The sequence below is a fragment of the Brevibacterium zhoupengii genome (assembly GCF_021117425.1).
GTDB classification, from domain to species: Bacteria; Actinomycetota; Actinomycetes; order Actinomycetales; family Brevibacteriaceae; genus Brevibacterium; species Brevibacterium zhoupengii.
In genome coordinates this window covers 691,002-716,638 of sequence record NZ_CP088298.1, presented here as the reverse complement: position 1 = coordinate 716,638, position 25,637 = coordinate 691,002, and the positions used below count along the sequence as shown (strand labels likewise).

15 protein-coding genes are annotated in these 25,637 nt (G+C 58.2%); 6 read left to right on the top strand and 9 right to left on the bottom strand.

The window, feature by feature from the left end; translation table 11 throughout:
- Nucleotides 1–54: 54 nt before the first annotated feature.
- A complete protein-coding gene (locus LQ788_RS03150; RefSeq protein ID WP_231445200.1) occupies nucleotides 55–3,735 on the top strand; it encodes a bifunctional glycosyltransferase/CDP-glycerol:glycerophosphate glycerophosphotransferase in 3,681 nt (1,226 codons plus the stop codon).
- A 98-nt stretch (nucleotides 3,736–3,833) separates the two neighbouring features.
- Here LQ788_RS03150 and LQ788_RS03145 read toward each other — a convergent pair whose 3' ends face one another.
- From LQ788_RS03145 to LQ788_RS03110, 8 genes are all read right to left on the bottom strand, one after another.
- Complete coding sequence (locus tag LQ788_RS03145) at nucleotides 3,834–7,166, bottom strand: bifunctional glycosyltransferase/CDP-glycerol:glycerophosphate glycerophosphotransferase (protein WP_231445198.1); 3,333 nt, start codon at nucleotides 7,164–7,166, stop codon at nucleotides 3,834–3,836.
- A gap of 152 nt (nucleotides 7,167–7,318) precedes the next feature.
- Nucleotides 7,319–8,200 carry a DUF6270 domain-containing protein gene (locus tag LQ788_RS03140; RefSeq protein ID WP_231445196.1) on the bottom strand — a complete coding sequence of 294 codons (882 nt, stop codon included), beginning with the start codon at nucleotides 8,198–8,200 and terminating at the stop codon, nucleotides 7,319–7,321.
- Nucleotides 8,197–9,507 (bottom strand): ABC transporter ATP-binding protein, encoded by a 1,311-nt coding sequence (locus LQ788_RS03135; RefSeq protein WP_231445194.1) that lies wholly within the window; start codon nucleotides 9,505–9,507, stop codon nucleotides 8,197–8,199. The genes LQ788_RS03140 and LQ788_RS03135 overlap by 4 nt, the downstream gene beginning before the upstream one ends.
- Nucleotides 9,494–10,375: an ABC transporter permease gene (locus LQ788_RS03130; RefSeq protein WP_231445192.1), complete on the bottom strand. Its 882-nt coding sequence runs from the start codon at nucleotides 10,373–10,375 to the stop codon at nucleotides 9,494–9,496. The genes LQ788_RS03135 and LQ788_RS03130 overlap by 14 nt, the downstream gene beginning before the upstream one ends.
- Nucleotides 10,372–12,117: a glycosyltransferase family 4 protein gene (locus LQ788_RS03125; protein ID WP_231445190.1), complete on the bottom strand. Its 1,746-nt coding sequence runs from the start codon at nucleotides 12,115–12,117 to the stop codon at nucleotides 10,372–10,374. The genes LQ788_RS03130 and LQ788_RS03125 overlap by 4 nt, the downstream gene beginning before the upstream one ends.
- Entirely contained in the window at nucleotides 12,114–13,466 is a 1,353-nt protein-coding gene (locus LQ788_RS03120) for a glycosyltransferase family 4 protein (RefSeq protein WP_231445188.1), read from the bottom strand. The genes LQ788_RS03125 and LQ788_RS03120 overlap by 4 nt, the downstream gene beginning before the upstream one ends.
- Nucleotides 13,463–14,500: an MraY family glycosyltransferase gene (locus LQ788_RS03115; RefSeq protein WP_231445186.1), complete on the bottom strand. Its 1,038-nt coding sequence runs from the start codon at nucleotides 14,498–14,500 to the stop codon at nucleotides 13,463–13,465. The genes LQ788_RS03120 and LQ788_RS03115 overlap by 4 nt, the downstream gene beginning before the upstream one ends.
- Nucleotides 14,500–16,437, bottom strand: a complete 1,938-nt coding sequence (locus tag LQ788_RS03110) for a nucleoside-diphosphate sugar epimerase/dehydratase (RefSeq protein WP_231445184.1) — start codon at nucleotides 16,435–16,437, stop codon at nucleotides 14,500–14,502. The genes LQ788_RS03115 and LQ788_RS03110 overlap by 1 nt, the downstream gene beginning before the upstream one ends.
- Before the next feature lie 231 nt (nucleotides 16,438–16,668).
- On the opposite strand from LQ788_RS03110, the gene LQ788_RS03105 reads away from it, so the two are divergent.
- From LQ788_RS03105 to LQ788_RS03085, 5 genes are all read left to right on the top strand, one after another.
- A complete protein-coding gene (locus LQ788_RS03105; RefSeq protein WP_231445182.1) occupies nucleotides 16,669–18,561 on the top strand; it encodes a glycosyltransferase family protein in 1,893 nt (630 codons plus the stop codon).
- Nucleotides 18,562–18,711: 150 nt separating this feature from the next.
- A complete protein-coding gene (locus tag LQ788_RS03100; RefSeq protein WP_231445180.1) occupies nucleotides 18,712–19,047 on the top strand; it encodes a hypothetical protein in 336 nt (111 codons plus the stop codon).
- Nucleotides 19,044–21,698: a glycosyltransferase family 2 protein gene (locus LQ788_RS03095; RefSeq protein ID WP_231445178.1), complete on the top strand. Its 2,655-nt coding sequence runs from the start codon at nucleotides 19,044–19,046 to the stop codon at nucleotides 21,696–21,698. The genes LQ788_RS03100 and LQ788_RS03095 overlap by 4 nt, the downstream gene beginning before the upstream one ends.
- 118 nt (nucleotides 21,699–21,816) lie before the next feature.
- Complete coding sequence (locus LQ788_RS03090; protein WP_231445176.1) at nucleotides 21,817–22,560, top strand: hypothetical protein; 744 nt, start codon at nucleotides 21,817–21,819, stop codon at nucleotides 22,558–22,560.
- Entirely contained in the window at nucleotides 22,553–24,472 is a 1,920-nt protein-coding gene (locus LQ788_RS03085) for a hypothetical protein (protein WP_231445174.1), read from the top strand. Before LQ788_RS03090 ends, LQ788_RS03085 begins: the two co-directional genes overlap by 8 nt.
- Here LQ788_RS03085 and LQ788_RS03080 read toward each other — a convergent pair.
- A complete protein-coding gene (locus tag LQ788_RS03080; protein WP_231445172.1) occupies nucleotides 24,451–25,629 on the bottom strand; it encodes a glycosyltransferase in 1,179 nt (392 codons plus the stop codon). The two genes, LQ788_RS03085 and LQ788_RS03080, sit on opposite strands and share 22 nt — an antisense overlap.
- Nucleotides 25,630–25,637: the final 8 nt, after the last annotated feature.

Here is a 25,637-nt window from a genome sequence, read left to right as displayed (position 1 = left end):
AATTTTTCGAAATTTCCTTGCCGATACCACTACAACTACTGGAGCACCACGTCGATGACTACCAAGACCTCTGTGGCACGAGCTATGCGCAATCTCGGGCTTGGCCGGATTGTAGATTCCAAAAAGCTTCGCGAGACGATCGGTGTCCCTGTCTACGGCCACCAAATATCTCGAGAGTCGCTTCCGTCTACTAGGGATCTCAGTCCGACGCTGACGGTCGTTGTCCCCGCCTACAACGTCGCCGAGTACCTGCCGGCGTGCTTGGACTCGGTTCTTGGGCAGTCTTTTACAAACCTCGACGTGCTTGTGATCAACGATGGTTCCACAGATGACACCGGACAAGTGGCCGACGATTATGCGCGAAGGCATAGGCGGGTCAGGGTGATCCACCAGCCAAATGCGGGTCTAGGAGCCGCCCGAAACAGGGGCCTGGACGAGTCTTCAAGCGAATTCATTACATTCGTGGACTCCGATGACACGGTTCCGACTGGCACATACGAACGCGCAATGCGCTCGTTGCAAGCTACGAACTCAGATGTCTGCATAGGATCAGTATCAAGATTTGATCAGAGGAATAAATGGCTGCCGTTCTGGGTGCATCTGGCACACGATAAGGATCGATATTCGACTACCGGCCAAGAGTTTCCGGAAATCATGTGGGACGTATTTGCTTGGAACAAGGTCTACCGCCGAGCCACTTGGAATCGACTAGTCGGGAGATTTCCTGAGGGAACGTTGTATGAGGATCAAGAGTGCACCGCGAGACTCTTTGTCGGGGGTGCCAAGCTCGACGTATTGAAAGATGTTGGTTATAACTGGAGGTTGCGCGACGATAACTCATCTATTACCCAACAAAAAACCAGTGTAGACGACCTTAGGCAACGTCTAGATGTCGTATTTAAAGTACGCGATATTATCGATGATGCGGGTGACGCCTATATAAGCCACTGGTATGCGAAGACCCTCGGCGAAGATCTTTACTTTTACATTCGCGAAGTACCGCGAGCCTCGGACGAATTCTTTGAACTGCTATCAACGCGAACAGCACTCCTGTGGGATGAAGCTCCGGAATCTGCGATTAGTTCCATCGACCCTGTTCGTCGGATACTAACGTACTACGTCTCACACAAAAGCCGCGAAGAATTGGAGGCGCTCCTCGTACATCTTGAACGAACGGGAAATGCTTACAAAGGGACAATCGTAGACGGCTTGCTCTACTTCTCAGTCGGAGACATTGGCGGACACGATTTTTCTATACCGACTGAACTCCAGACGGTCGTGCCACAGAGCATAGAGCCCCGTGTCCAGATTGAATCGTACGCGTCACCATCGAATGGCGACATAGTATTTACTGGCTTCGGCTTCCTGCCCAATTTCGACGCGCCCTGTGGATATTCGGCTGATCTATTCGATCCCACCACCGGTTCGGTAGAAGCAACGCTTGAGGTAACGAGCAGCGACGGGCCGGTACCGCCAAATCTTTCCAGTTATTATCACGACTACCGGAACCGCCGTTTTATACTTACTATCCCTCGTTTCGTTGTAGATAGCCTAGCGGCGGACCTGGAGACGTCACAGGGCCCTCAATTAGAACTTCGGTTCCATTTACATTTGGGAGAGTACACATGGACTGTGACTAACCTAAAACGCGATCTTCACTCATCTGCTGGGTATCCGCCTGCGTCGTCAGTTACTGACAGAGGTGCTCGGCTTGCATTTCAAGGAGATCCCCGCCAACACACGAGCGTACTGGTCTTACGTCCAACTCTAATTGCGAGCCGAATTGAAATAGTCGACAACGAGCTTGTTGTTCAAATTGATCCACTTTCCAACTCTAGAGTTGATCTGTCAACGGCATGGCGAGATGGTGCGTATCTCGAACTGACAGCAAACTCAAAGGCAGCGGGACAAGCGCCAATAGTTGACGTCGATGATCGACTCGAGGGTTGTCTGGCTTTACCCTGCAGAACGTATTCGGCATCCAAATCCGTTGACCGCTTCGACCTCCATATAGTCAATAGCTCTGGTATGCGGTGGGCACTTGCCATCAATCGTGGTCAAGCAAGTAGGCGCCGGGACCAGGACTTCGTTGTAGGAATGTCGGGCTTTGGATACGCCGTGCTGGATCGGCCGGTGCAAGCCGCCACCGCAACAGGTATAGGAATAAGCGAAGACGGCACCACCCTAACTGTCACGGGTTCGTTTACTCTCGAGCCCGCGGTAGCAAGGTCCGTGACTCCCACGTTCGCTCTGGTCGGAACCCACAGCATAGTTCATCCGAATTCGGCTGAAATCGACCATGGTCAACGTAAATTCAAAGTTGCGTTTCAGCTCTCCGACCCCAAGCATGTTCCCACATTTGGTTCGATTCAGAATGACAGTTATATTCTCCAAGTTCTCCTGGCAACCGGAAAATCGCACCCTGCCGCTGCTTGGATAGCCGCGTCCTATTCTCTAGAGGATATTTATCCTCAGCAGATATTGACCCCATCCAATTTGATAACGATAAACACAATCGGAAGAAGCCGCTCCGTTCGGATAGATCTATCTGAACGTCTTGATCCGGCCTCAGAACTTGGAAGGAAGAATCAAGCCTCAAATTCCACGGTCTTCATTTCTCCGCGTAGCGGGTTCAACGAGTCCACCGTTCTGTTCGAGAGCTTTGCCGGGAGCGCTGTCGCCGACTCCCCGCTTGCCATTGACACCGAGATTGCACACAAGTTTCCCGGTGCCACGCGACTTTGGACGGTACGGAACCCCACGACGGCAGTTCCAAACGGTGCTCAAAAGGTCATATTTGGTAGCCGCGAATGGTTCACAGCATTAAGCACCTCAAAAGTCCTGGTCAACAACAACAATTTTCCTCACTTCTTTCACAAACATCCGGATCAGGTATATTTGCAGACGTGGCATGGCACTCCGCTTAAGAAGATTGGAAATCATGTCCCGCCCAAGAGCTTGTCGCTTAGCTACCGGAAACTAATGCAACTGGAGTCACAGAGTCATTGGGACCTGTTACTTGCTCAGTCAGAATGGGCTGGCAACATACTTCGAGAGGCGTTCGACTACTCCGGCACCGTGTTAGAAGCCGGATACCCGCGCAATGACGTACTCGCCAGTCCATCAGCGTCTGCATCGGCTCGGCTCGCTACTCGCCGCCGTTTGGGCATCGGCCCGGAGCAGCGGGTTATTTTGTACGCACCTACCTGGCGAGATGACCTAAAAGAACCATCAGGACATTACAGCAGGGTTGACTATCTTGATGTTGCTAATGCCGCTAAGGTACTTGGAAGTTCTTCGACAATCCTATATCGCGGTCACTCAAATTCTCTCGACGCTAGCCCGAAGAAGCTCCCCCCGTCTGTTATCGACACGAGCAGGTACTCAGACATCAATGACCTTATCGCTGCATCCGATATTCTTGTCACGGACTATTCATCGATCATGTTCGACTATGTAGTCACTGGTCGCCCAATAGTCTTCCTATGTCCGGATATGGAAGTCTATCGTGATGCCGTACGCGGATTCTATCTAGATTTCGAAGCTATAGCCCCGGGCCCAATCGTGCAGTCCTCCGGAGACGCGCTGGACGTTCTGAGATCTGACGAAATGTTTTCAGTTGACGCGACGGAACGCTATACTGCGTTCGTTAATAGATTTGCAGGTCTGGACGATGGGTATGCGTCAAAACGAGTAGTCGAACGATTGAGCAGCGTACTCGGATGGACTATCTAACTCATAAGACAATCTGACGATCGGTGTGTTTGTCTAAAGACTCGCGCGAGAATTGTCTTGCAGATCAAATACAGGCGACTGACCAGTGAGCTTTCCTATTAATCTTGCTGTTCGCAAGCTAATTTAATTAGACGGTCGATTAATACATTTAAATCTGAATAGCTTGAATTAAATGCTCTGTCCGAGTTGGCCGCAACATGCAGTCCCTGTACAGCTGCGACGAGTTCGGGAATCGAATCTGTAACAACCGCGCGTCTCGGAAACGCAGAGTAGAGGCCTCTTTCGGTTTTATATGCTGAGAGGTCTGGGACGAAAAGAACTATTGGTCGTTTCAAAAGTTCAAAATCGTAGGCTATCGAAGAGTAGTCTGTAACTAGAATATCCGCTGCGACCAGCAGTGATTCGACATGGGGTTCGGTTGAGACATCCAGAACATTGTGACTTTCCATGGGGTTCACCGTACTCACGTGGTGGGCTCGGACCATCACCTTCGTGCCAGTCTCATCTGCTAGATCTTGTGGATCAATGAACTCATCCCAACGCATCGTCTTGCCTTTACGATGTCGTTCTCTCCAAGTCGGAGCAAACAGAACGACTTTGTCCGATTGCCTCAGGCCCAATCGGGAACGTATCGAACTGGTTGAGTTCTCTAGGGCGCCGATTCGAGTATTCCGTGGAGCTTCCATGACTTGAACGTCGCCGGCATAGCCGAGGCCTGTACATAGATTCCTCGAAGCGCTTTCGGATTGAGCCAGTAACAAATCCCATTGAGGCACTTGGCGCTTCATGGTTCTGCGGTAGGTCAAGGACGTACGTCGCCTAGGTATATCCCATAACAACTTCTTGATCGGCGTCCCATGCCAGGTCTGTAGGTAGAACTGTCCGGGACGTTTACTTACGTAATGTGGAAAATTGCTGTTATTGATCCAGACACGGCTAGTAGCGAGGGCTTTGTACCATGCCTTGGTCCCTTCGACAATTGGAATTCCACCTTCGGGAACATCCACCCGACGGTCCTGAACCGACCAGTAGAGCGGGATGTCAGGTCGCTCGGCAACGATTGCATCAAATATTGCGCGTGGGTTGTCGTTGGCGGATTTCCCATTGTATGACTCGAAAACGATTGCTTTAGTTAACGGGCCCCATTCCTGCTTACGCAACTGAAATCGTCCGTATTTCGTTCTCTCTCGCGGTGACCATGGTGGTGAAGCGGTGATGGCAACTGCGCTTGAACTACGGCCTTCGATTCGAAGAGTGTTCCATTCGGCGAAGCAGTCTACGGGCCGAACTGCAAGTTTCTCCGCCACACGAGCCCATCCGTTGGAAGAGTCAAAAGATTCGCCGAAACGGACATAATACCCACCAGAGACTGCAGCTATGGTTCCACCTTCGGTCCCTGTCTTCGTGAGCTTGTAGACAGCTGTGAAAGAACCGTCAGCGTGCATTGAGAACAGAACCGGAGCTATGGTTTGTGACGATGATTTGAGTACGACGCTCAATCTTTCTGGTGGATCAATTCGCCCTGTTAACAGCAGCCGGTCTCGGTCACTGCTGGCACCGGTGATACTCACTCGCTTAAACCGTTGTGAGAGCCAAACTCTGCCCGCCATATTAGGTTCAGGTCTGACCCTGTCCGTTTTAGGCAGCAGGTAGTCGATCACTTCGTGAAATACGTCGGTCGTAGTTCCATCGGATAGTTGTGCTCTGGCTTTCCAAATGCGTTCGCCACCGGCTTCATATTGATCAGGCGGAGATGGAAGGTAACCAGTAAAGTCCGACTTGTTTTCTGCTGTCAGTCGGATCACTAAATCCTGATGAACAAGCTCAAGAGTGCGAATTTGCGGTTGGCCCATTAGAGTTAGCGTGATCGATTCACCTCGTAGTGTCACACGCTCTGCAACGACCTGTGTTCTCGGCATGATCACAGGACGGATCGAAAGTCGGTCATGATCATCCGCGACCACGGTTAGTCTTTCGCTGCCAAGTATCGGGCTGGGCGCGATCATGCCCACCACCGTCGTCGATGTCGCTGGCGAACACAGATGAACGTCGTAAGTTTCGAATGATCCTACGAGGTCAATTCCGCGCGGAGACAAGTCTCCGAGATCACTGATGTCAAGGCGAATCCGGAAACCGCCTGTTTCATAGCTACGCCATGGATCGCCGGTATCCAAGTCAACTCGATTGTCATTACGCGGCTCGACGGGCAAGTCGAAGACTGTAGCACCATCCATTGTGCCCCGCATTCGCACCTTGAGTACGGATGGATCGATACCAGGGATATATGCACATCCCTGAAGCTCGATCTTTCGATCGTCTACCCATCGAGCATTTCTCACAACGGCAACTGGCCTAAGGTCAATGAGCTGGGCTTTCAACAGGCGTGGCGGCAGCTTGGTTGTGAGCCTAGCGACGTAGCTTGGAGATACGACCCAGTTCCCCTCGACATGCTCAAGTGGAACCGCCGTTGTTTCTTCCGCCCACGTTCCCAGAATCTCTTCGATATCGCTGATTCGGCCGGTGGCGACCACCCACATCAAGAGCCTCATTTGTGCGGGAATCAACTTCCACGCGCCACGGGGCATTGCCTTCTTCAAATCATGTGCCGCAGTACAGAGCGTGTTTCGGAATCGCTTGGACGCGGTATCCAGATACTCGGCATGCATTCCAAGGTCCGTTCCGACCCAGATAGCATATGCATGTTCCCGGACGCCTTCAGGCTCGTGCTCCAAAGTGTGTGCAAGAGCCTCAATCACCTCAAGTTTTGCGTTGAGGTCCGTCAACTTCGCCTTACGACGAGAGCGGGTATTCCGACCATCTGCGAGTCGCCAAGCATAGACATCTTTGGTCAAAACATCGATTGCAGCGGCTCCGACTAGAGCGCGATAGACTGGCTCCTGATCTTCGTAATTGGCAAAGCTCGTCATTTGTCCAACATGACGATTCCAGAAGTCACGGCGATAAACCTTGTTCCACAGGACAGGTTCTTCGAGCAGCTCCGGCATATCGTCCAGACGGACTGCCAGTCGCTGCCGCTCGTGGACTCGCGCCGTTACCTTCGGTCTTGTCCTGCCAGTCGACCCGATTCTGACGTAAGAACCTGTTGCAATATCAGAACCTGTGCGCTCCAGGGAGTCAACCATTGTGGAATAAGCGTCGGGCAGCGCAATGTCATCGGCGTCGACGAAGGCCAGGTACTTACCCGACGCTGACTCAATACCTCGGTTGCGGGCCGCAGCAGGTCCTGCGTTGTCAATGGTAATGACCGATACTCGATCATCCGCACGAGAGATATCGCACGCCTTTCGGGCAGTTTCGTCTTTTGACCCGTCGTCGACCACGACTACCTCAAGAACTATGTTCTTCTGCTCGAGAATGCTTCCTAGACATCGGTCGATGAAGTCCTCTGCGTTGAACGCGGGAACGACCACGCTGAGAGTTGGAGTTTCGTCCGCGGAAGACCTACGAGTAGCCGGTGGTGTTGAAGATCTTGCCGTAGATCTGGCTTTCTGCGAATACTGTTTGAGACCATTAAGCCCGCCGTGCCTCAGATGCCACAGTGCCTTTCGCCACGGTTGCTCAGTCAATGGTGCTCACCGCCGAACTCCTTCACATGTCCGACAATACTGCCGACGATCGAAAGGTAGTCGGCCTCCCGATAGTGGAACGGCTGTGGGCCCCATTTATGGCTCTTGTCGATTCGGACTTCGCTGCTTGACCTCACCACTGAGGCTACTGCCTGCGAGCGTGCTTTTCTACGATACCTGATGTAGTTGGAGTTAGCGGTTAGAGCTCTGTCAGCATAGTCTTCGGCCTCCGTTGGCTTGACGGTTCGCAGGCTTGTCCAGGCTTCGCCGATACCTTGCCCTCGGGAAAGGACCCGGCCCGCGTTTCGAGTACCCCGCTGGAGCTTCCGCCATTGGCGGCCAATCTTTGCGATGCGATCATTCTGGGGATGTTGTGCACCATTGACTGCACCCGCCCATTCGATATCGAGCAGCACAGTCTTTTCCCACAACCCTGCTTTCTCGAGACCTGCTCTGAGCTTGTCGAACCCGGACTTCCATGCCTCAAAATGCTCGTTTGTACCGAATTCCACCAAGCGCGCACCTGCCTGGCGCGCAGTCTGGGCCACACCGCTGGATTCGACTTCGAGCGAGTTTGTTATGGTCGTTCCGTCACGAAACAACCAAAATCCTCGCCGTTCATCAACAAGGTCAATGAGGACGAGGTCAAGGCCCTCTGCATTCTTGACTATTCTGGCGACACCGTTCCCATTGAGATCGCTAGTCACCATCCGCTTCTGGAACGCAGAATCGAGTCCGCTGATGTCCACACCCTTGGTACCGTGCGGTGACTCAAGGCTCGTCACCGAATGTCGTGCGACATAGGCAACCACATTCGACTCAGGAATGTACTCACAGGTGTCACGGCTGACACACGAGCCAAAGATCGCAATATTCATGTGTGTGAATCCTGAGCAATCGAGTCGGTCGTCTCCCTCAGTTTCTGACGCTCGAGATAACGTTCATCAGCAATCTTGCGTGCCCTGGATTCGAGGCGTCGCCCCGTGAGGTCGTCTGATGCCGCCACTGATGAGGCTCTGTCCTTCGGATCCGCCGCGCGGAGGACAACTCTTTTATTGCTTGGACGCAACCGCAGAGGCGGTGGCTCGTCGTGGATTCGTGGCGCACTGACTGCCTCCGACGCCGGTTTGGGCAGGACTGGAAATTTCGCGGGGGGCAGTTGTTCGACGTCGATCTTCTCCGTCCACACCTGTGACTCAGCTGCGGCCAAGAGTGGTTCTTCCGTCGCTTCGATTTCTTCGACGTGAGTCTGACGTTTGACGTGGCGAGCGTTCTTTGCGGGCTTCACCTTGGAGCTGCGGGCAGCATGACGTGGGATCGGGTCTTTGATCAGTTCCGGTTCAAGAATATTGATCTCATCGCTGACCGCGTTTCTGACGACATCGTGAAGCAGCTTGTCTGCGATATCTTCCTTGCCCTTGGCCACGTTCCATGCCCACCAGCGGTACCTCTCCGCCACAGCTTCGGCCGGACCATCCATGAGGATTTCGCCCTTGTGCATCCACACCGCACGTGTGCACAGCTCTTGGATCACTTTTGCTGCGTGGTTGACCAGCAGCATGGTGCCGGCCTCGGCCAAAAGCTCATCCATGGCACGTTCACTGCGCTCGGCGAAGGTTGCATCGCCAGTCGACAGAGCTTCATCGACAAGAAGGATCTTTGGTCGTGCAGCTAGAGCGATCGCGAATCGCAGTCGTGCTCCCATGCCAGACGAGTATGTTCCCATTGGCCGATGAATTGCTGATCCCAAGGCAGAGAGCTCAACAACGTAGTCGTAGGCCTCGACAGCTTCATCCGGAGAGAGCCCCATGGCAAGGCAGCCCAGTCGAACATTCTCACTGCCCGACAGTCCAGGTTGAAGTGCAGCGCTGACTCCAAGAAGGAGCGGCTGATAACGCACCAGGATCCGTCCGCGGTCTGGTTGTTCTACACCTGCAATATTTCGCAGGAACGTTGATTTGCCGGAACCATTCGCGCCGACGATGCCGACCATTTCACCTTCGCGTGCGACGAGGTTGACTCCGCGCAGGGCACGCACCGTTGTTTGGTTCTGACGGCCGAGAGCAGCTTGACCCAATCGCCGTAGCCCTTTCGACCTGTGGCTTGGATCATTGGTGTTGACTGTATAGCGAACCTGCACGTTCTCCGCGATGATATTCGGAGCATTGAGATCAGAGGCGGCCATAGCTCTCCTCCCCTCGCCAGAAGAAGAGGAACCCGACAACAAGCAGACCAAATGCCCATACGATCCCCATCGCCCACATCCAAGCCGGCGAATCGACACCATAGAGCAGAGAATTCCTGGTCAAGGTCAGGTACGAATGCATTGGGTTGAACTGCATCGCTGCCAAAATTGCGGGGTGATTGTCCAACCGATCCTCAATAGAGAAGAACACCCCGGAACCGTAAAGCCAGAACCTGCTGATGATTGACATGAAATTGCTTAAGTCAGGGATTTTATGCCCCACTCTGGCGAGCAGGCAGGCCAGGCCGACGTTGAAGATCGTCTGCAGAGCGATGATTGGAACAATGAGAAGCACTCGCCAGGTGATCACCTCGGTCGGTTCAATGACTGCGATGAGGAGGATCATGACGACGACGCTGGGGATGAAATCCAGGAAATTGCGAACCACCGTTGAAATCGGCAATGCTGCTCGCGGAAATTGAAATCCTTTGATCATCGAAGCACCGGAGCGAATCGAATTGGTTCCGCCAGTCATGCTCTTACCCGTGTACTGAAAGAAGAAGACACCGATTACTAAGTAGCCGATGAAGTTATCAATTCCTCGTGACGATTGGAGGATGAAGCCGAAGATGAACCAGAACGCCAGCACCGACAATAATGGGTTGAGGAACAGCCAGCCGTAGCCGAGGAGGTTCTTCCTCGTCGAGCTGCTCATCTTGGCCCGGGACTCCGCGATGATGAAGTGGCGACGGTTCCACAGGGCTGCCAGGTAGCTGCGCAGGCTGGTTCGTTTGCCTACGGGGACGAGGCCCTCGCTCGAGACAGAAGGGATCGTGCTCAACCCGAGCGGATTATTCGTCTCACTCACTTGGCACCCACCTCCATAAGCCGAGAATAGACCTGACTATATCGCTGGCCGATGTCCTTCCACCTCCGTGTTGCAAGGACGTGGTCACGCCCGTTCTTTCCAAGTCTGATTCTCGCACTATCGTCACACGCCAGTTCTGAGAGCACTCCAGCCAAGTCATCTGGGTTGCCCGTGGCAACTCGCAGTCCTGCTGACTCCGGGACAAGTTCGTTCAATGCCGGCAGGTCGCATGTCACGACTGGACGACCCAAGCCCATCGCCTCGATCGGCTTGATCGGCGTGACGAGTCGGCACACGGGCTCATTCTTCCGAGGGACGACTATAGCGTCGAGACCGAGCTGGTACTCGATCGCTTCAGTCTGGGACACCCGCCCGGTAAAGACCACGTTCTCACCGAGGACAGCGGCACGCTCACGCAATTCGGGCAGTGCTACACCGTCACCAGCGATGAGGAGCCGAAGATCAGTGCCCTGAACGCGTGCCAGGATGACAGCATCGACAAGATCATCGAGGCCTTCGTATCCAACAATGGAGGCCGCAGTTCCGACCCAGATGCCGTCCGTTGGCAGTCCGAGCCCGGCACGCACCTCGGCGGGGGCTCGTGATGTATCCGCATCCACCACAGCCTCAGACACAGAGTTCGGTATGAGCGTGATCTTCTCCGTTGGGACCCCACCTTCGATGAGGTGGTCGCGCATGGACTCTCCCAAGGTGATGACAGCGTCAGCAGCCATCGCGACTTCGATCTCTTTGGCCCGCATCAGTGTGAATCGCTGGCTTTTACGTCGCGCGGCGCGTTCCTCAGTGCTGTCCCCGGCCGCGGCCCATGTCTCTTCCAGAACCCCGCGAACCTCGTAGACCCACGACGCGCCGATGCTCCGTGCGGCAACTCCGGTGGCGAGTCCATTGACGTAGTGCGTTGTGGTGTGAAGGATCTGCGCGTCTCGCTCCTGTGCCTGAGCCGCGATCCAACTTGCCTGATCGCTCAATCGTGCGGTGGGGGTGGGTAGCGGACGCAGCGGGATCTGTCGCAGGTAGTCGATTCCTTCGATAGTCTCGACGGGTCCCGAGCTGAACCGTCCAATCGTCACCGGATACGACGGTCGCGTCACAGCAGCCACGCTGTGCCCCGCGTTCTGCAATGTGGTGAGAACAGCATGTGACCGGTAGGCGTAGCCGGAGCGGGTATGGGGCAGAGAGTTCGTCAGCACGTGCAGGGACGTCGGATGGGAATTCTCGTCTGGTTCCGCCGCGCGAACCGGTCGGGCGACGACGAGTTCATTCACCGTCGGCCACCACCCCGGCTGAAGACAGAGCCGCTCGTCGACAAGTCGTGCCCGTCGTCGAGCGTTGACAGGAAGGGCGTCGATTGCCCCGTCGATTCGCCCCTGTGCCCAAAGTATCCGCGAAGTCAGCGCGGAAGCGTCCGGCAGTGCCGCCGCAATTCTTTCCGCTTCGCTCAGCAGACCGAGGTTGAGCGCAATCTCACCGAGCAGTCGCGACGGCGTCAGCGATGTCGAGACTAGATCCTTGGCTTTTGACTCTCGACCCAGCAGCCATGCTGAAGCGGCTTTGCCGGCGTCCCCGGGTACTGTGCCGAATGCTCGACCGACGAAACGCGAGGCAGGGCCGGGCAAACGTCGGGCAAGCTGCATGCCGAAGAAGACGCGATCATCGTTGATATGTGCTGTGGCAGTGACAGCCACGTTGACGATCTGACGAGCGAGGAAGCGCAGGCTCATGCGACCACCTGTTGAAGAATTCTCTCGTAGCTGTGGCCCATAGCCGCAGCGGAGGCGTGCCGGATCACCCATTCGCGAGGCTCTTGACCGGCAGGCGGATTTGCGCCGAATGCGTCTCCAGCTTCGATGCGCTTGCGCATCGTCATCATCGCAGTCGACACCGAGTCGACATCACCTGGCCGAGCGACTTCGCCAGCCGCAGTGTCGGTGATGATGTCGGCAGCCTCCCCCGCAACCACGCCGAGGACCGGGATCTGGCGTGCCATGAGCGAATAGAGCTTAGACGGCACAGTGTATTCGTAGGACTCGAGGGAGCTGAGGCTGACGAGTCCGGCATCTGCCCAGCCCCAGTGGGCTGCGAGTTCTACTCCGGCATGCTGCGGAAAGAACTCCACGAAGACGCCTGCTTCGGAAGCAACTGCGGTGAGGTGTGAAATGTCGACGCCATCGCCGACGATGCGCAGTCGCACCCCCTCGGTGCGTGCCAGGGCACGAATTGAGGTGCCGAGGTCCTGTGACCGACCCACTGTGCCCACATAGAGCAGATTGAGACCCGTCTTCGCCTTCGCAGTCTTCGGAGAGACGAGGCTGGGTCCCTCAACGTCGGACGAGATTATTGGGATCGCCCCCGTTGCGGTAAGGCCCGAAGCCCCGGCGAGCTCCGCAGGCGAGACTCCGCTCCGCACGACTTCGGCAGTGACGCCACGGTCTTCCAGACGACGTTTGAAACCTTCTGTGGTCACGACCACGACCGCCGCGCGCCGTTGCGCGCGGGTGAGCAGATTCGGCAAGAACCTGCGCTCGAGTGGGTGTGTGAGCGTGCGCGGCAGGTACTTCCCTACGGCACCGGTGACCAGGTTCATCTCCGAAATGAGGTCGGGCCAGGCATCGCGCACTTCGGCGATGTGCGGTACGCCCAGGACTCTGGACAGGGTGTCCCCGGTGAGGAGGAACGGCAGGGCCGGAGTCGTGGAGACGATGACATCAGGTTTCGCTTTGCCCCGGAGCCGGTCAATGACGGCGGACATCGCGCCGGTGGCCGACACTGTCTGGTCAAGCACCTGCCGCGCCATAGATGCCCCGCTGTGCAGATAAGGCACGCGCAGGATCCGCTCGCCGTCGACGCCTGTGTCCCAGGTTCCGCCAAGGCGGACTTCGACTCGACGCCGGCCCCGGCCAACTCCGGATCCGAAGAATCCAGCTCGGTCTGGATACGGGTAGTGCGGATGCGGAGCGACAGTGATGACCTGATGTCCCGAGGCGCGGAGGTGGTCGACAAGGATCCGCCATCGTCGCTGGGGGGCACCGACCTCAGGATAATAATAGTGACTGAGAAGCAGGATCTTCATGCAGTGACCGCCTTTGCTGTCTCACGTCTATTCAGCCACATCGGCAATAGTGCGTAGAGGGCCAAAAGGACTGCCCAGAACACATGAGACGGATAGGTTGCCGCAGTGTTTCCTGCGATCAGGGTTGGTACGGCCAGAATACAGGCGAGGACACTCAGCGAAGCGTGGAAGAGGGAGACGTTTCCGTGTGACCAGCCGGCCTGTTGGATCCGTTGGTAGATGTGCTGGCGGTGTGGAAGCAGGATGTTCTCTCCCTTGAACAGGCGCAGCACGAGGGTGAGCCCGACGTCGAAGAGGATGAAGATCATGGGTGCGATGATGACGACGATCGGCACACCGATCACGAACATCCACACCGCGATGGCGAAGACCGCAGCACCGATGCCGTAGCTTCCCGTATCACCCAAGAAGGCCTTTGCACGACCGAGGTTGAACGGCAGAAATCCGGCCGCGGCTCCGGCCAGCGCCAGGGAGAGAAGCGCGAGGTCATTCTCATCGATGTAGTACCCAACGAAGGCGAACCACGCGCCGGTGACGATCGACCAGCTCGCGACATAGCCGTTAAGTCCGTCGACGAAGTTCACCGCGTTGACCAGCGTGACACCGATGACGGCGAAGACGAGGACGTGAGCGATTCCCTGCGTGGAGAACAGAGCGATGCAGGCGCTGAAGACGACAGCGAGGATGACCTGCCCGAGAAGACGGCCGACCGGCTGCAGCGAATCAAGGTCGTCGCTCATTCCGATAGCGGAATAGCACCAGGTCAGCACCAGGAATCCGAGGGGTAGCATGAGACTGCCGAGACCGAATACGCCATGCTCGGTGACGCTCCAGACCATCGCCAGGACCGTCGCCACGGTGATCCCGCAGCCGATGGCGACTCCCCCGCCGCGCACGGTTGCCTGTGTATGGGATGAGCGGTGGGACGGCACATCGACGACGCCCGCCCGACGCAGCAGCGGAAAGGCGACGAGAGCGCTGAGCGTCGTAACGACGGCGGCTACGACGAAGATCACCAGCGACTGCAGATCCATCAGCTGGGGGTCCCGACATCTTCAGCTCTATCACCTGAACCGCTGATCTCCGGACGCTTGCGCTCCCGCGACGGAGCAAGGACATGGGTGAGGTCCTCTTCGAGCTGTGTTCGCCGAGTATAGACACCGGCATCTCGGGAGGCGTCGACGAGTCTTCTCAGCGCGTCCAGGTCGATCGGAGTGATCGGCACCTGGGTGATGAGCGGATGGGTAGGCCTCACGTCTTCCTCGCCTGGAGACAGAAGCGCCTCGGTCAGCTTCTCCCCTGGACGCAGTCCGGTGTAGACGATACGAGCGTCGGAGCGCCCACTGAGTGCGATAACGCGGTTGGCCAGATCGTTGATCTTGATCGGTTCGCCCATGTCGAGGACGAGCGTCTCGCCGGGGCGGCCGATGGCCGCAGCCTGCAGCACAAGTTCGCAGGCTTCATCGGCCGTCATGAAATAGCGGGTAACTTCGGGGTCTGTGACCGTGACGGGATCCCCTGCCGCAACCTGAGCGACGAAGGTCTCCAGCACCGATCCGCGGGAGCCGAGCACATTGCCGAAGCGCACGGACATGTACTTCCGGCCCGAGTCGGCTGCCACAGAGGCGACGGCCCGTTCGATCGAGAACTTCGTGCGTCCGAGCACCGAGGTGGCTCCAGCGGCTTTGTCCGTGGAGATGTGGACGAAGGATTCGACGTCGTTGGCCACCGCCGCGTCGAGCAGGTCGAGGCTGGCACCGACGTTGGTGCGTACGGCCTGTTCCGGGAAGCGTTCAAGGAACGTCAGATGTTTGAGCGCTGCCGCGTGGAAGATGATGTCGGGTTTGACCTCAGCGACGAGCGCATTGATGAAGGCGGTGTCTCGCAGGTCACCGAGCACGAGGTCTTCACTGGTCAGCAGCGCCGAGCCTTCGAGTCCGAGCTGGGTGGCGTGCAGACCGGACTCGTCCCGGTCAGTCATGACGATTCGGGCTGGGGCGAAGCGGGCAACCTGTTTGCACAGCTGGGAACCGATGGATCCGCCGGCACCGGTGACAAGGACGACGCGGTCGGTGATAGCAGACGAGATGTCCTCGACGTTTGTCGTGATCGGCTGGCGTCCGATGAGATCTTCGAGACTGACGTCTCGGAAATTGCGGTGCCTCAGGTCGGCCACATCGAGTGAGTCTGGTTCCGGTCGGTTGTAGTCGGAGACCGCGAGCTTCGGCATGATCTTGATCTCGACTGGCCTGGATTCGAGATTCGAAGCGATGGCTTGGAGTTCCTCAGGAGGCAGGTCGGTGATGGCGATGAGCACAACGCTGGCCCCGGTTCGGTCAACCTGATCCGCAATGCTTGAGATGGGTCCGAGCACGCGGATACCGTTGTAGCGCAGATGTCGCTTGCTCGGATCATCGTCAAGCATCCCGACAGCCGCGTATTCGCCGTGGGAGTCCTGGGCGATCATGTCGAGGGCCAGGGTTCCCTGGCTGCCGGCCCCGACGACGAGGGTCGGCCGAGAGGAGCCGGAGGACGTCAACGTCCGATGGCGCAGATTGCGGCGAATCCAGTTCTCCAAGCTCTTGACCACGAGCATCATGGCTCCGGCCGCGATCGGCACGCTGGTGGGAATCAGCAACCGGTCAGCGAGGACGAATTCGGCGACCCACATAATCCCCACGCCCAGGGCCACCGTTCCGGCAATCGCCGCGAACTGGTCGGTCGAGCCGCGGCGATAGCGTCCACGATAGACAGCCAGAGGACCGCAGATGAGAAAGACGACGAGGCCGATGCCCGCGCACACGAACATCCCGGGGAAATTCACCCGATCGAAGTAGAAGTCGTACCGAACGAGGGTCATCGCGACGACGAGGAAGGCGAACACAATTCCATCGGTGACTGAGAGGATGAAAGCGAAGAGGCCCTTGGCCAAAGGGGTGCGTGAATGTATGGGTCCGGAGTTGCTTCCCACATTTCTCATTTCACTCGACTCACGCGCTCTGATTCGGTGGGCGAATCTGTGAAACAGACCTTGCCACAGCGGCCGCAGCCAGCGCTTTCCAACTCCCCGATTGTACTATTGAATATGACAGAACTGACATAAAAGTAGTGTGGCCAACATTAAGATTCGGTTGCGGGTCCTGGTCCATTGCAAGCCGGCATGGCTGAACGGAGCGAGAGTCTCCGAGAAGAGGAATGCACTTTGGCCACGACGCCGCTTCACACCCTGAGAACTGCACTGTGGCATTGGCGAAAAGGCGGGTTGTCCCAACTGTCGGCGTGGAGCCGCCGTCGCTCGGTCGCTCAGAGCACGGCAGAGGCCTCTCCACAGATCGCCACAGGATCGCTGTCCGAAGAGGTTCTGGCCGAGCTGTTTCCTCCACTGCCGGTCCCCGATCGCACCCCGGTGTTCGCAAACACCCGTGTCGGTGTCATCCTCGACGAGTTCTCAGCTCAGAGCTTTGGCTTCGAATGGTCGACCACGGAACTCACTCGCAGTGACTGGTCCAATCAACTCGATGGCCTCGACTTCGTCTTCGTCGAATCGGCCTGGAACGGCAATGGCGGTGACTGGAAGTTCAAACTCAATGGCCCTTTCGGCCCAGGACCTGACATCGTCGAGCTGCTCACGGAATGCCGACGTCGAGGACTGCCGACCGTGTTCTGGAACAAAGAAGATCCGCCGCACTTCGAAGACTTCCTCCCTCTGGCGAAACTCGTCGACGTTGTGTTCACCAGCGATGTCCGGCTCGTCACCGAATACCGCGCACGGCTGGGACACGACCGTGTCGCCGTGCTCCCGTTCGCTGCCCAGCCCGCTATCCATAACCCGTCCAGACCTGCCAGGAACTTCGCGGCCCGTGATATAGCCTTCGCCGGGATGTACTTTGCTCACAAGTATCCCGAGCGCCGGGAACAGATGGATCTTCTTCTCGGTGCGGCCGAAGCGGTTTCGAGCCGGATGCAGCACGGGTTGGAGATCTTCTCCCGATTCCTCGGTGACGACGAGCGCTATCAGTTCCCCGGCAGCTTGGCTGACCGAGTTGTGGGTGGTCTCCCGTATCGGAACCTGCTCACCGCCTACAAGCACTTCAAGGTATTTCTCAATGTGAATTCGGTGGTCGACTCTCCCAGCATGTGCGCCCGGCGTATCTTCGAGATCTCTGCTGCCGGGACCCCTGTCGTGACGACTCCCAGTACAGCGACCAGGGAGTTCTTCCCCACTGCGGAAGTCCCCCAGCCGGAGACTTCTGAAGAGGCGGAGTGGACGCTGCGAGCCTATGTCCGCAGCCCCGAACTTCGGGATCGTTCCGTGCATCTGGCGCAGCGGCGGATCTGGGCCGAGCACACCTACTCTCACCGGGCGATGACTGTCATGGACTCACTTGGAGTCGACTACGAGCGGCCCTTCCCAACCTCCGTGTCGGCGGTGGTGTCGACGAACCGTCCGGACCACCTCGGCGAGGTGCTGACCACACACGCTTCTCAGGTGCACGGAGACACGGAGCTCGTGCTCGTCACACATGGTTTCGATGCTCCCGCCGACCTTCGGGTACGGGCGCAGAATCTCGGGATCGAGAACCTGCAGATCGTCGAGGTCGGAGACGACCAACCGCTGGGAGTCTGTCTCAATCGGGGCATCGCTGCCGCCTCGGGAGATGTCATCGCGAAGATGGACGATGACGATGTCTACGGCGCCCACTACCTGAGCGACCAACTGGCCGCGCTGCGATATTCCGCCGCCGACCTTGTCGGAAAACAGGCGCACTACCTGCACATGCGCGGCAGCGACATCGTCATCTGCCGGTTCCCGGAGCGGGAGCACAGATTCACAGACCTTGTCATGGGTCCGACCCTGATGGCATGGAAGTCGACGCTTCTGGAACACCAGTTCGCCGAGCGCACCCTGGGCGAGGACACAGACCTGCAGAAGCGACTCATCACGGCCGGCGCCAGAATCTACTCGGCCGATCGCTTCAACTTCGTCCAGGTCCGGGGATCGCACTCGCACACCTGGACTGTCGAGGACAACCTGCTGCTGGCCAATGGGGATGTCCACGCATTCGGATACGCGAAGGGGCACTACTGCTTCTGAGCCTTCTCGAGCACTTGCCTAGGGGTGCCGGGGAACTCTTCATGAGTGGAGAGTGAACTGTTGATGAAACCAGCACTGTCGCCTGGTTTCCGCCAGTAGCGTGGCTGAGAGCTGTGAAGAATCCGCAGTGGAAGCGAACCTGGAGCCCACTTGAAAATCGCTACGAAGGAAACCGAGGGTGTCGACGTCATCCGACGCAATGTCGCCGCAATCGTCGATGAAGCGTCGAAGTCGAACGTTGATCTCACACAGGAACTCATCACGGCATACGATCGTGAGTCGAAGCTGCTCGGTGGCATCCGCAAGCGTGAGAAGGAGATCGCTCGACTGAAGGCCGTAGTGGCGAAACGAGACGCGAAGCTCGCCTCGGTGACGGAACGCCTGGAGCGCCTCCTCGAGTCCAAGGCCATGCGGGTCCAGCGAGCCTATTGGAGACTGCGTCGCCCCAACGGCAACGGCACTCGCCTCGAAGGGTCCGTCAAGTGAAGGACTCCGAGGTCAAGCGCAGACAGGATCAGATCGGGCAGCGAGTCCAGGAGCTCAAGTCGCTGCGGACCCGGCAGAAGGCCCTCCACGAGCACACGATCTCCGGCTATTTCCTCGACGGACTGCTCGGTCACCACCCGTACCTGGAGCAGGCGAGGACCAGGGCCGAATACCTCGAGCGCTACTCGTCCTTCGCAGCCCCGGTCGAAGACAAGATCTCGGGCCTCATCGCCGAGTCGCAGAAGCTGCCTGTCGTCACCGGTCAACGTTGGGACACCCGACGCAATCTGCGCATCGGCATCATCGCCGACCGTTTCCTCTACGACTCGCTCAAAGATGCAGCACGCTTCGTGCCGCTCGACCCCGAGAGCGGTGAAGAGCAGATTGCGGATCTTGACCTTCTGCTCATCACCTCAGCATGGCGTGGGCTTGACGACGAATGGTTCAACGTCGCACTGTCCGGTTCACCGGCCAGGCATGCGCTGGAGACGTCAATCGTGCCTCTGGCCCGGGAACACGGAATCCCGATTGCGTTCTACTCGAAAGAGGATCCCCCGAACTACGCGCGTTTCGCATCGTTGGCAAAGCTGGCCGATCACGTGTTTACGAGCGCGGTCGAATGCGTTCCCAAATACCGCAGCTACCTCAGTCCAGAAGTGCCTGTATCCGTGTTGCCCTTCGCGGTCAACTTCGTCCACCACAATCCGCTGGGCAGCATGCGCCATCAGGGACGAGAGTTCGTGTTCGCTGGCTCTTGGCTGGAACACAAATACCCTGAGCGCAAATCTGCCGCCCTGCGGATCTTCGACGGGCTCCTCGAAGCCGGGGCTGATCTCACGATCGTCGACCGGAATCTGGAACTGGACGAGGAGCGCTTCGCGAACCCCGAACGCTACCTCTTCCCTGAGCGCTATCTTCCGCATCTGCACCGCCCGCTCGATCATGAGGTGCTATTGGGCCTCCAGCGGCTGCTGCCGGTGAGCATCAATCTCAACTCGGTCGCTGCCAGCCAGAGCATGTACGCCAACCGTGTCATCGAGCTCCAGGCGATGGGCACCTTCGTCGTGTCCAACTACAACGCTGGCATGAATTCGCTCCACCCGCAGGTGTGCATTCCCGACAGCGTCCTCGACATGAAGCAGACCTATCAGGCACTGACTCAGTCGAGCATCCGGCAGGCACAGGTCGCAGGCATCCGGCATGCGTTCACCGACAACACGGCTTTCGACCGGATCGATACGATCGCCGAGGCGATGGGACTGAGCACCGGTGCAGCCGAGCACACCGTCTACGTCGCGGGCCTCTCCGCGCAGGAGTTCGACGAGTTCCGCGCGAGCCAGACCTATGCGGGTCCTTTGGCGCTGCTCGCCGCCATGGGCGGCAGCCAGGTCGCAGGAATCGATGGGGACGTCGTACTTGATCTGGCAGGAAGCCTGTCGGCAGGCCCGCACCTGGTCCAGGACGTGGTCAATGCGTTCCGGTATTCAGACGTCGACGAGGTTCTCGTGCGACCGGTCGACACCTCAGACGATCTCTTTGAATACGTCGAGCCCACGGAACGGTCCACGACCGACGAAGCCTACCAGCAGATTCGGGCCGTGTGGGCACAGCCGGGGACCCGCCTCGGCGAGGTTGCTGATGGGCACCGTACGACCTTGGCCATTGCCTCCGATCTCACGGCTGAGCGCGTCGAGTCCAGCACTGTCACGGCCGAGCCTGAGATCAGTGTCGTCGTACCGGTGTACAACAACGGCCCGCACCTGAAGTTCAAATGCTTCGAGTCTCTGCGCAGGTCCTCGATCTTCGATCGCGCCGAGGTGCTCCTCATCGATGATGGGTCGACCGATCTGGAGACTGTGGCGATCCTCGACGAACTTGATTGCGCCTATCCCAACGTTCGCGTGCACCGGTTCCCGCCCGGTGGGTCCGGAAGTGCCTCTCGACCGCGGAACAAAGGTCTCGAACTCACTCGCACCCCGTATGTGACGTATCTCGACCCCGATAACGAGCAGACGAACGACGGCTTCGCCGAGCTCCTCGAGATGGTCAAGGACAACGAGTATCAGTTCGCGATCGGCAACATGGTCCGGTTCAAGGACAAACGCATCACAGTGAAGAACGCGCCGATCCTGCGTCCCGTCGTCGGCGAGGACGGGGAGCTGGGCGACAATGCTCTCTCCCGAGTGAAGTTCCAGCCGATGAGCATCCAAGCCCTTGTCGCCGATACCCGGTGGCTCAAGGGTCTGGGCATCTACCAGCCGGTCGGTGCTGTCGGGCAGGATTCCTACTTCTTCCAGCAGATGCTCTTCCATGCCAGTCGAATCGGCCTGACGAACACGGCCATCCACACCTACTACGCAGCAGTGACGAACTCGACGGTCAACGCCATCGGGCCCCGCTTCTACGAGAAGTATCTGCCGTTGGAAGAGCACCGTGCCACCTGGCTACGGGACGTGGGCCTGCTTGAGGACTACAACGCGAAACGGCTCGAGCCCTTCGTCAAGGGGTGGTTCGTGAAGAAGCTCGATTTCGTCGCACCAGAAGACCAAGCCGTGTGCCGATCGCTGATCCGTCGTCTGACCCGGTTCTACGGCAAGTCCACATGGGCGGACCCGGAGCTCGCTACATTCCACTCAACGGCACATGGTTGAGACTGAGGAAGTCACAGCACCGCCCATAGACAAGCTCGGAACGCTTCTGCCCGGTGACCCTGTGACTCGACGTCCTGGGCGTTTTCAACGCTTCGATTTCCTGGCAGGGACAGTCTCAGTGCCCGCTATGCTGTGGTGCCGTTCCGAATCCACCGGCACCCTGCTGATTGCGTTCAATGGTGCTGTTCGCCGAAAGAGGGCGAAGAACCCGGCCGAGGTCTTCCAACGCAGCACCTGGGTTCATGACATCAACTCTGATGTCCTCTTTCTCGCCGATCCGACACTTCGCTCCGATAATCAGATCTCCATCGGGTGGGGGCAGGGGCACGTCGGCGCGTATGCGATCCCAGCGATGGCGCAGACGGCTTTCTCTGTGGCCACCGCATTGGGAATACCCTCGTCCAAGCGGGTGTACTTCGGCAGCAGCGCAGGCGGCTTTCAGGCTCTCCAGATCGCCGCCCGCGACATCGGGTCCCGTGCACTGGTGAATAACGCCCAGATCGATTGGACGCTCTATGAACCGCAGAACGTGGAGACGATCTGTCAGAACACCTACGAAGGCCAAGAACCGGCGGTGATCGCACAGAACCACCCTGACCGAACATCGGCGGCGCGAGCCTTCTCCGAGTTTGAGAACACTCCCCGCACCCGATACTTCGTCAATGCCGCCAGCGACAACGATGCCGACAAACAGCTGCCGGCGCTCGTCTCTGCAGTTGGAGCCGGGGCAGCGAGCGCGCAACCACGAATCGACATCTCCGTCTACGTCGACCCCACCGCAGGACATACCCCTTTGCCGAAGCCGACAACCATCACAGAAATCAACACACTTCTGAACGAACTGGTCCCAGCGCATGAGTGACCCCACTCAGTTGGCTCAGGACCCGCAGACCTCGCATGCTTCATTGCTTGCAGCCATTGAGAGGTCGAGCGCTCTCCTGGCCGAGCCCGAAACCGACTTCAGCATCCTTGCGCAGAAGATCTCCGGAGAACTCAGCGAAGTCGCATGGTCGAATCTCGCATGCCGAATCCTGTTCCGCTGCGCGGCTCTCGAGGGATCGCCCAACCGCGCCCGCTTTGTGTCTCTCGTGCTCAGCACCAGAGGGCATACAGAGGCGGCCCGATTCCTCGCAGACCATGCTCTATCGGCCGGGGCAAAACCGTGGCAGCGACGTCGATTGACCGAGCTCAGGCTGATGCCACCGACAGCTAATACCTCCGCCCTCGCTTCCGCGCGCAGCCGGTTTTCTCTGGGAATCAACGATGACGGTCAGGTCCAGATTGCGGAGGACAATCACGAGTCCACGACTGGTTGGCTCTCCGATCTGATCACGAGGTTAGACAGCGAGCCTGTCGGCATCCATCACGACGTGCTGACGATCAAGGTCGGGAGCGCAGACGAGTCTCTGCGCACTCTGCGCTCCATCCTCCCGATCATCCGGTTGCTGCCCGTCGTGCCGATTCTGCTGGCTGAGTCAACGGCCGCTGTTCCCAGCCTTCTGGAGTGCCTGTCACCTGAGAGGTCGGAGGGCCTCAACCCTGTCATCGCCACACCCAACTATTCGGGTCGGTACGCGCTCATCACCGCAGGAGGCGGTGAACTCCTCGACGCGGGTCCTGCTGAGGACCTGGTGTTGGGAACAGTTGATGATGTGGCCGCTGTCGCCTCGGCGGTGGGCTTGCTCGATCTCTACGACTCACCGGCACTGAGCACTCATCGAGCCGAGCTCGTCGAAGCTTTCCGCACTGAATCAGCTGCTCTGCTGTCCGCGCAGAGCTCCATTCGTGCCTTCTCGCGGGTCCTGCGGTTCCGCGGAACCCCTCGGACAACTTCGCAGCTGAGGGTACGGCTCATGGACCACCTCGTGGCCTCGGGATTCTTCGATGAGTCACGGGCGCTCCTGAACACCGCGGCGCCGAGTGATCGGGACCGCGTTCGCAGTGCACTGTCGATGCGATCGGTGCCGAAGCAGGGGCATCATGAGTTCGATTCCGTTGGTTCCTTCGATGGCCCAACCTCGGCGGATTCGAGCACCTACTCCTTCACAGTCGGCGGAATGCCGGTCGATCTGCGCTTCGATGACAGAGGCTTTGACACGACTGTTGTGTTCTTCCATCCCGCGATCACGAAGGTGGTCAAACGGTATCCGTTATTCTCAGGAGCCACCTTCTCCGAACACCTCAAGGCGAACCGTCTTTTCATCAGCGACCCCTCCCTCTATGTCGACCAGCGGCTGAAACTCGGCTGGTACGCCGGCAACAAGCATCAGCCGGCGTTGCAGGATGAACTGGCTGCGATCATTTCCAGGTTCATCCGGCCCGAGCAGCGTCTCATCTTCTTCGGTGCCTCCGGAGGCGGATTCGCCTCACTGTTCTATGCCACGAAGTTCCCCGGCTCCATCGCTGTCCCGGTCAACCCGCAGACGATGATCGGAGCGTACGTGCCCGCGATCGTCAACCGATATCTCAGCTATGCTTGGGATGGAAGGGCCCTCGATGAGCTGTCGATCTGCACTGATGTGCGTGAGCTCTATCAGGAGCCGGTCGACAATCAGGTGGTCTATGTGCAGAACTCTGGCGATGCCGATCACATGGACAACCACTATGCGCCGTTCATGGATGCCCTGCCACAGGACCATCGTGTCTCTTCACTGCTCGTCGACGCCGGCGAGGGGCACGTTCCCCCACCGCGTGGCCAGCTCGGGCAGATCCTCGAAGAGGTCATCGAGGGTGCTCTCCCCGGCCAGCGGCCTCAGACCACGCGCAGAGTGTAAGAGAGCGTATTCACTGCATTGTCACCGTCGAACTGCCGCAGTTCGATGCCCCACCGGGAAGCGCGAAAGCCCTGCTCGATTGACCACGAGCCGTCATCGGCGTCGCATACGGCTGTACCCATCTGCTTGAAGTCCTTGCTGCCCCTGACCCAGAGCTCGATTCGGGTCCCTGGAGTGCCGACTCCGAAGAACTCGTTGCGACCGGGTTTCATGCGCTTCCCCGGCAATGGGGAACGTGCATAGAAGAACGGCTCGGAGTCGCCGAAGATGTCGGAATTGATCCGAATGCACTTCTCCTTCACCACCTGCGTCCGTTTCCGCAGATCAAGCAGCTCGTACTGCTGGGGTTGGGTGCGCCGCCAAGTCAGGCCCATCGTCGCTGGGGTCGACTCATGATCGCGCACGCTGGCTATGAACGCACCGAGGTCGATCCCGAACGGGTCAAGGTCCGCCTGCTCGAGAGCACGCATTGCATCGCCGAATTGAGCGATACGGGACTCGTACTCCCCGTCACCCTGCCGGTGGTAGAGATAGAGCCAGTCGTCGGTTGGCGATTCGACGCTGTGGGCAAGACCGCCTCGTTGGGCAGCCGTTCGCAGCCACTTACGGTGCGAGGACAGCATGAGATCGCCGACCTCATCAGCGAAGCCGAAGAACGAGGAATTCGGCACGTGGCTGGGATAGACGAGTTCACCGCAGTTTCCCCGTGGCGCGTCGATGCCCAATCCTCGAGGCGTGGTCGCAACCTGCGCACCGTTGGCGTCCGGTTCGAACACCCCGAGGTGCGCATCATGGAGGCGAGCGGAGATCGCGTCGTCGTCATCGAGCATCTGCGCGTGAACGCGACGACGGGGGTGCGCCTCTGCCCGTATCGCTTCACGGACGGTATCGCTGAGCCGAGAGTGATCAGGAACAAAGCGGAACCGCACCCGATCCGACAGACCGTGGGCATCGAAGACGTCATGAATATCGCCGAGGATGTTCGACGGAAGATCTGAATCGACCAGGATCGCCCAGATCAGGTCCCGCTCCCCCATGTGCGCGACGCTGGCGGCGGTGATGCTGTTGAAGAGCCCGAGCCGGGTTCTCCACCAGACGGGGTCGAAAATTCCGACACCCATACGAGTGACAAGGACTGTGCGCGCCTCAACTGCCATTGTCTAGC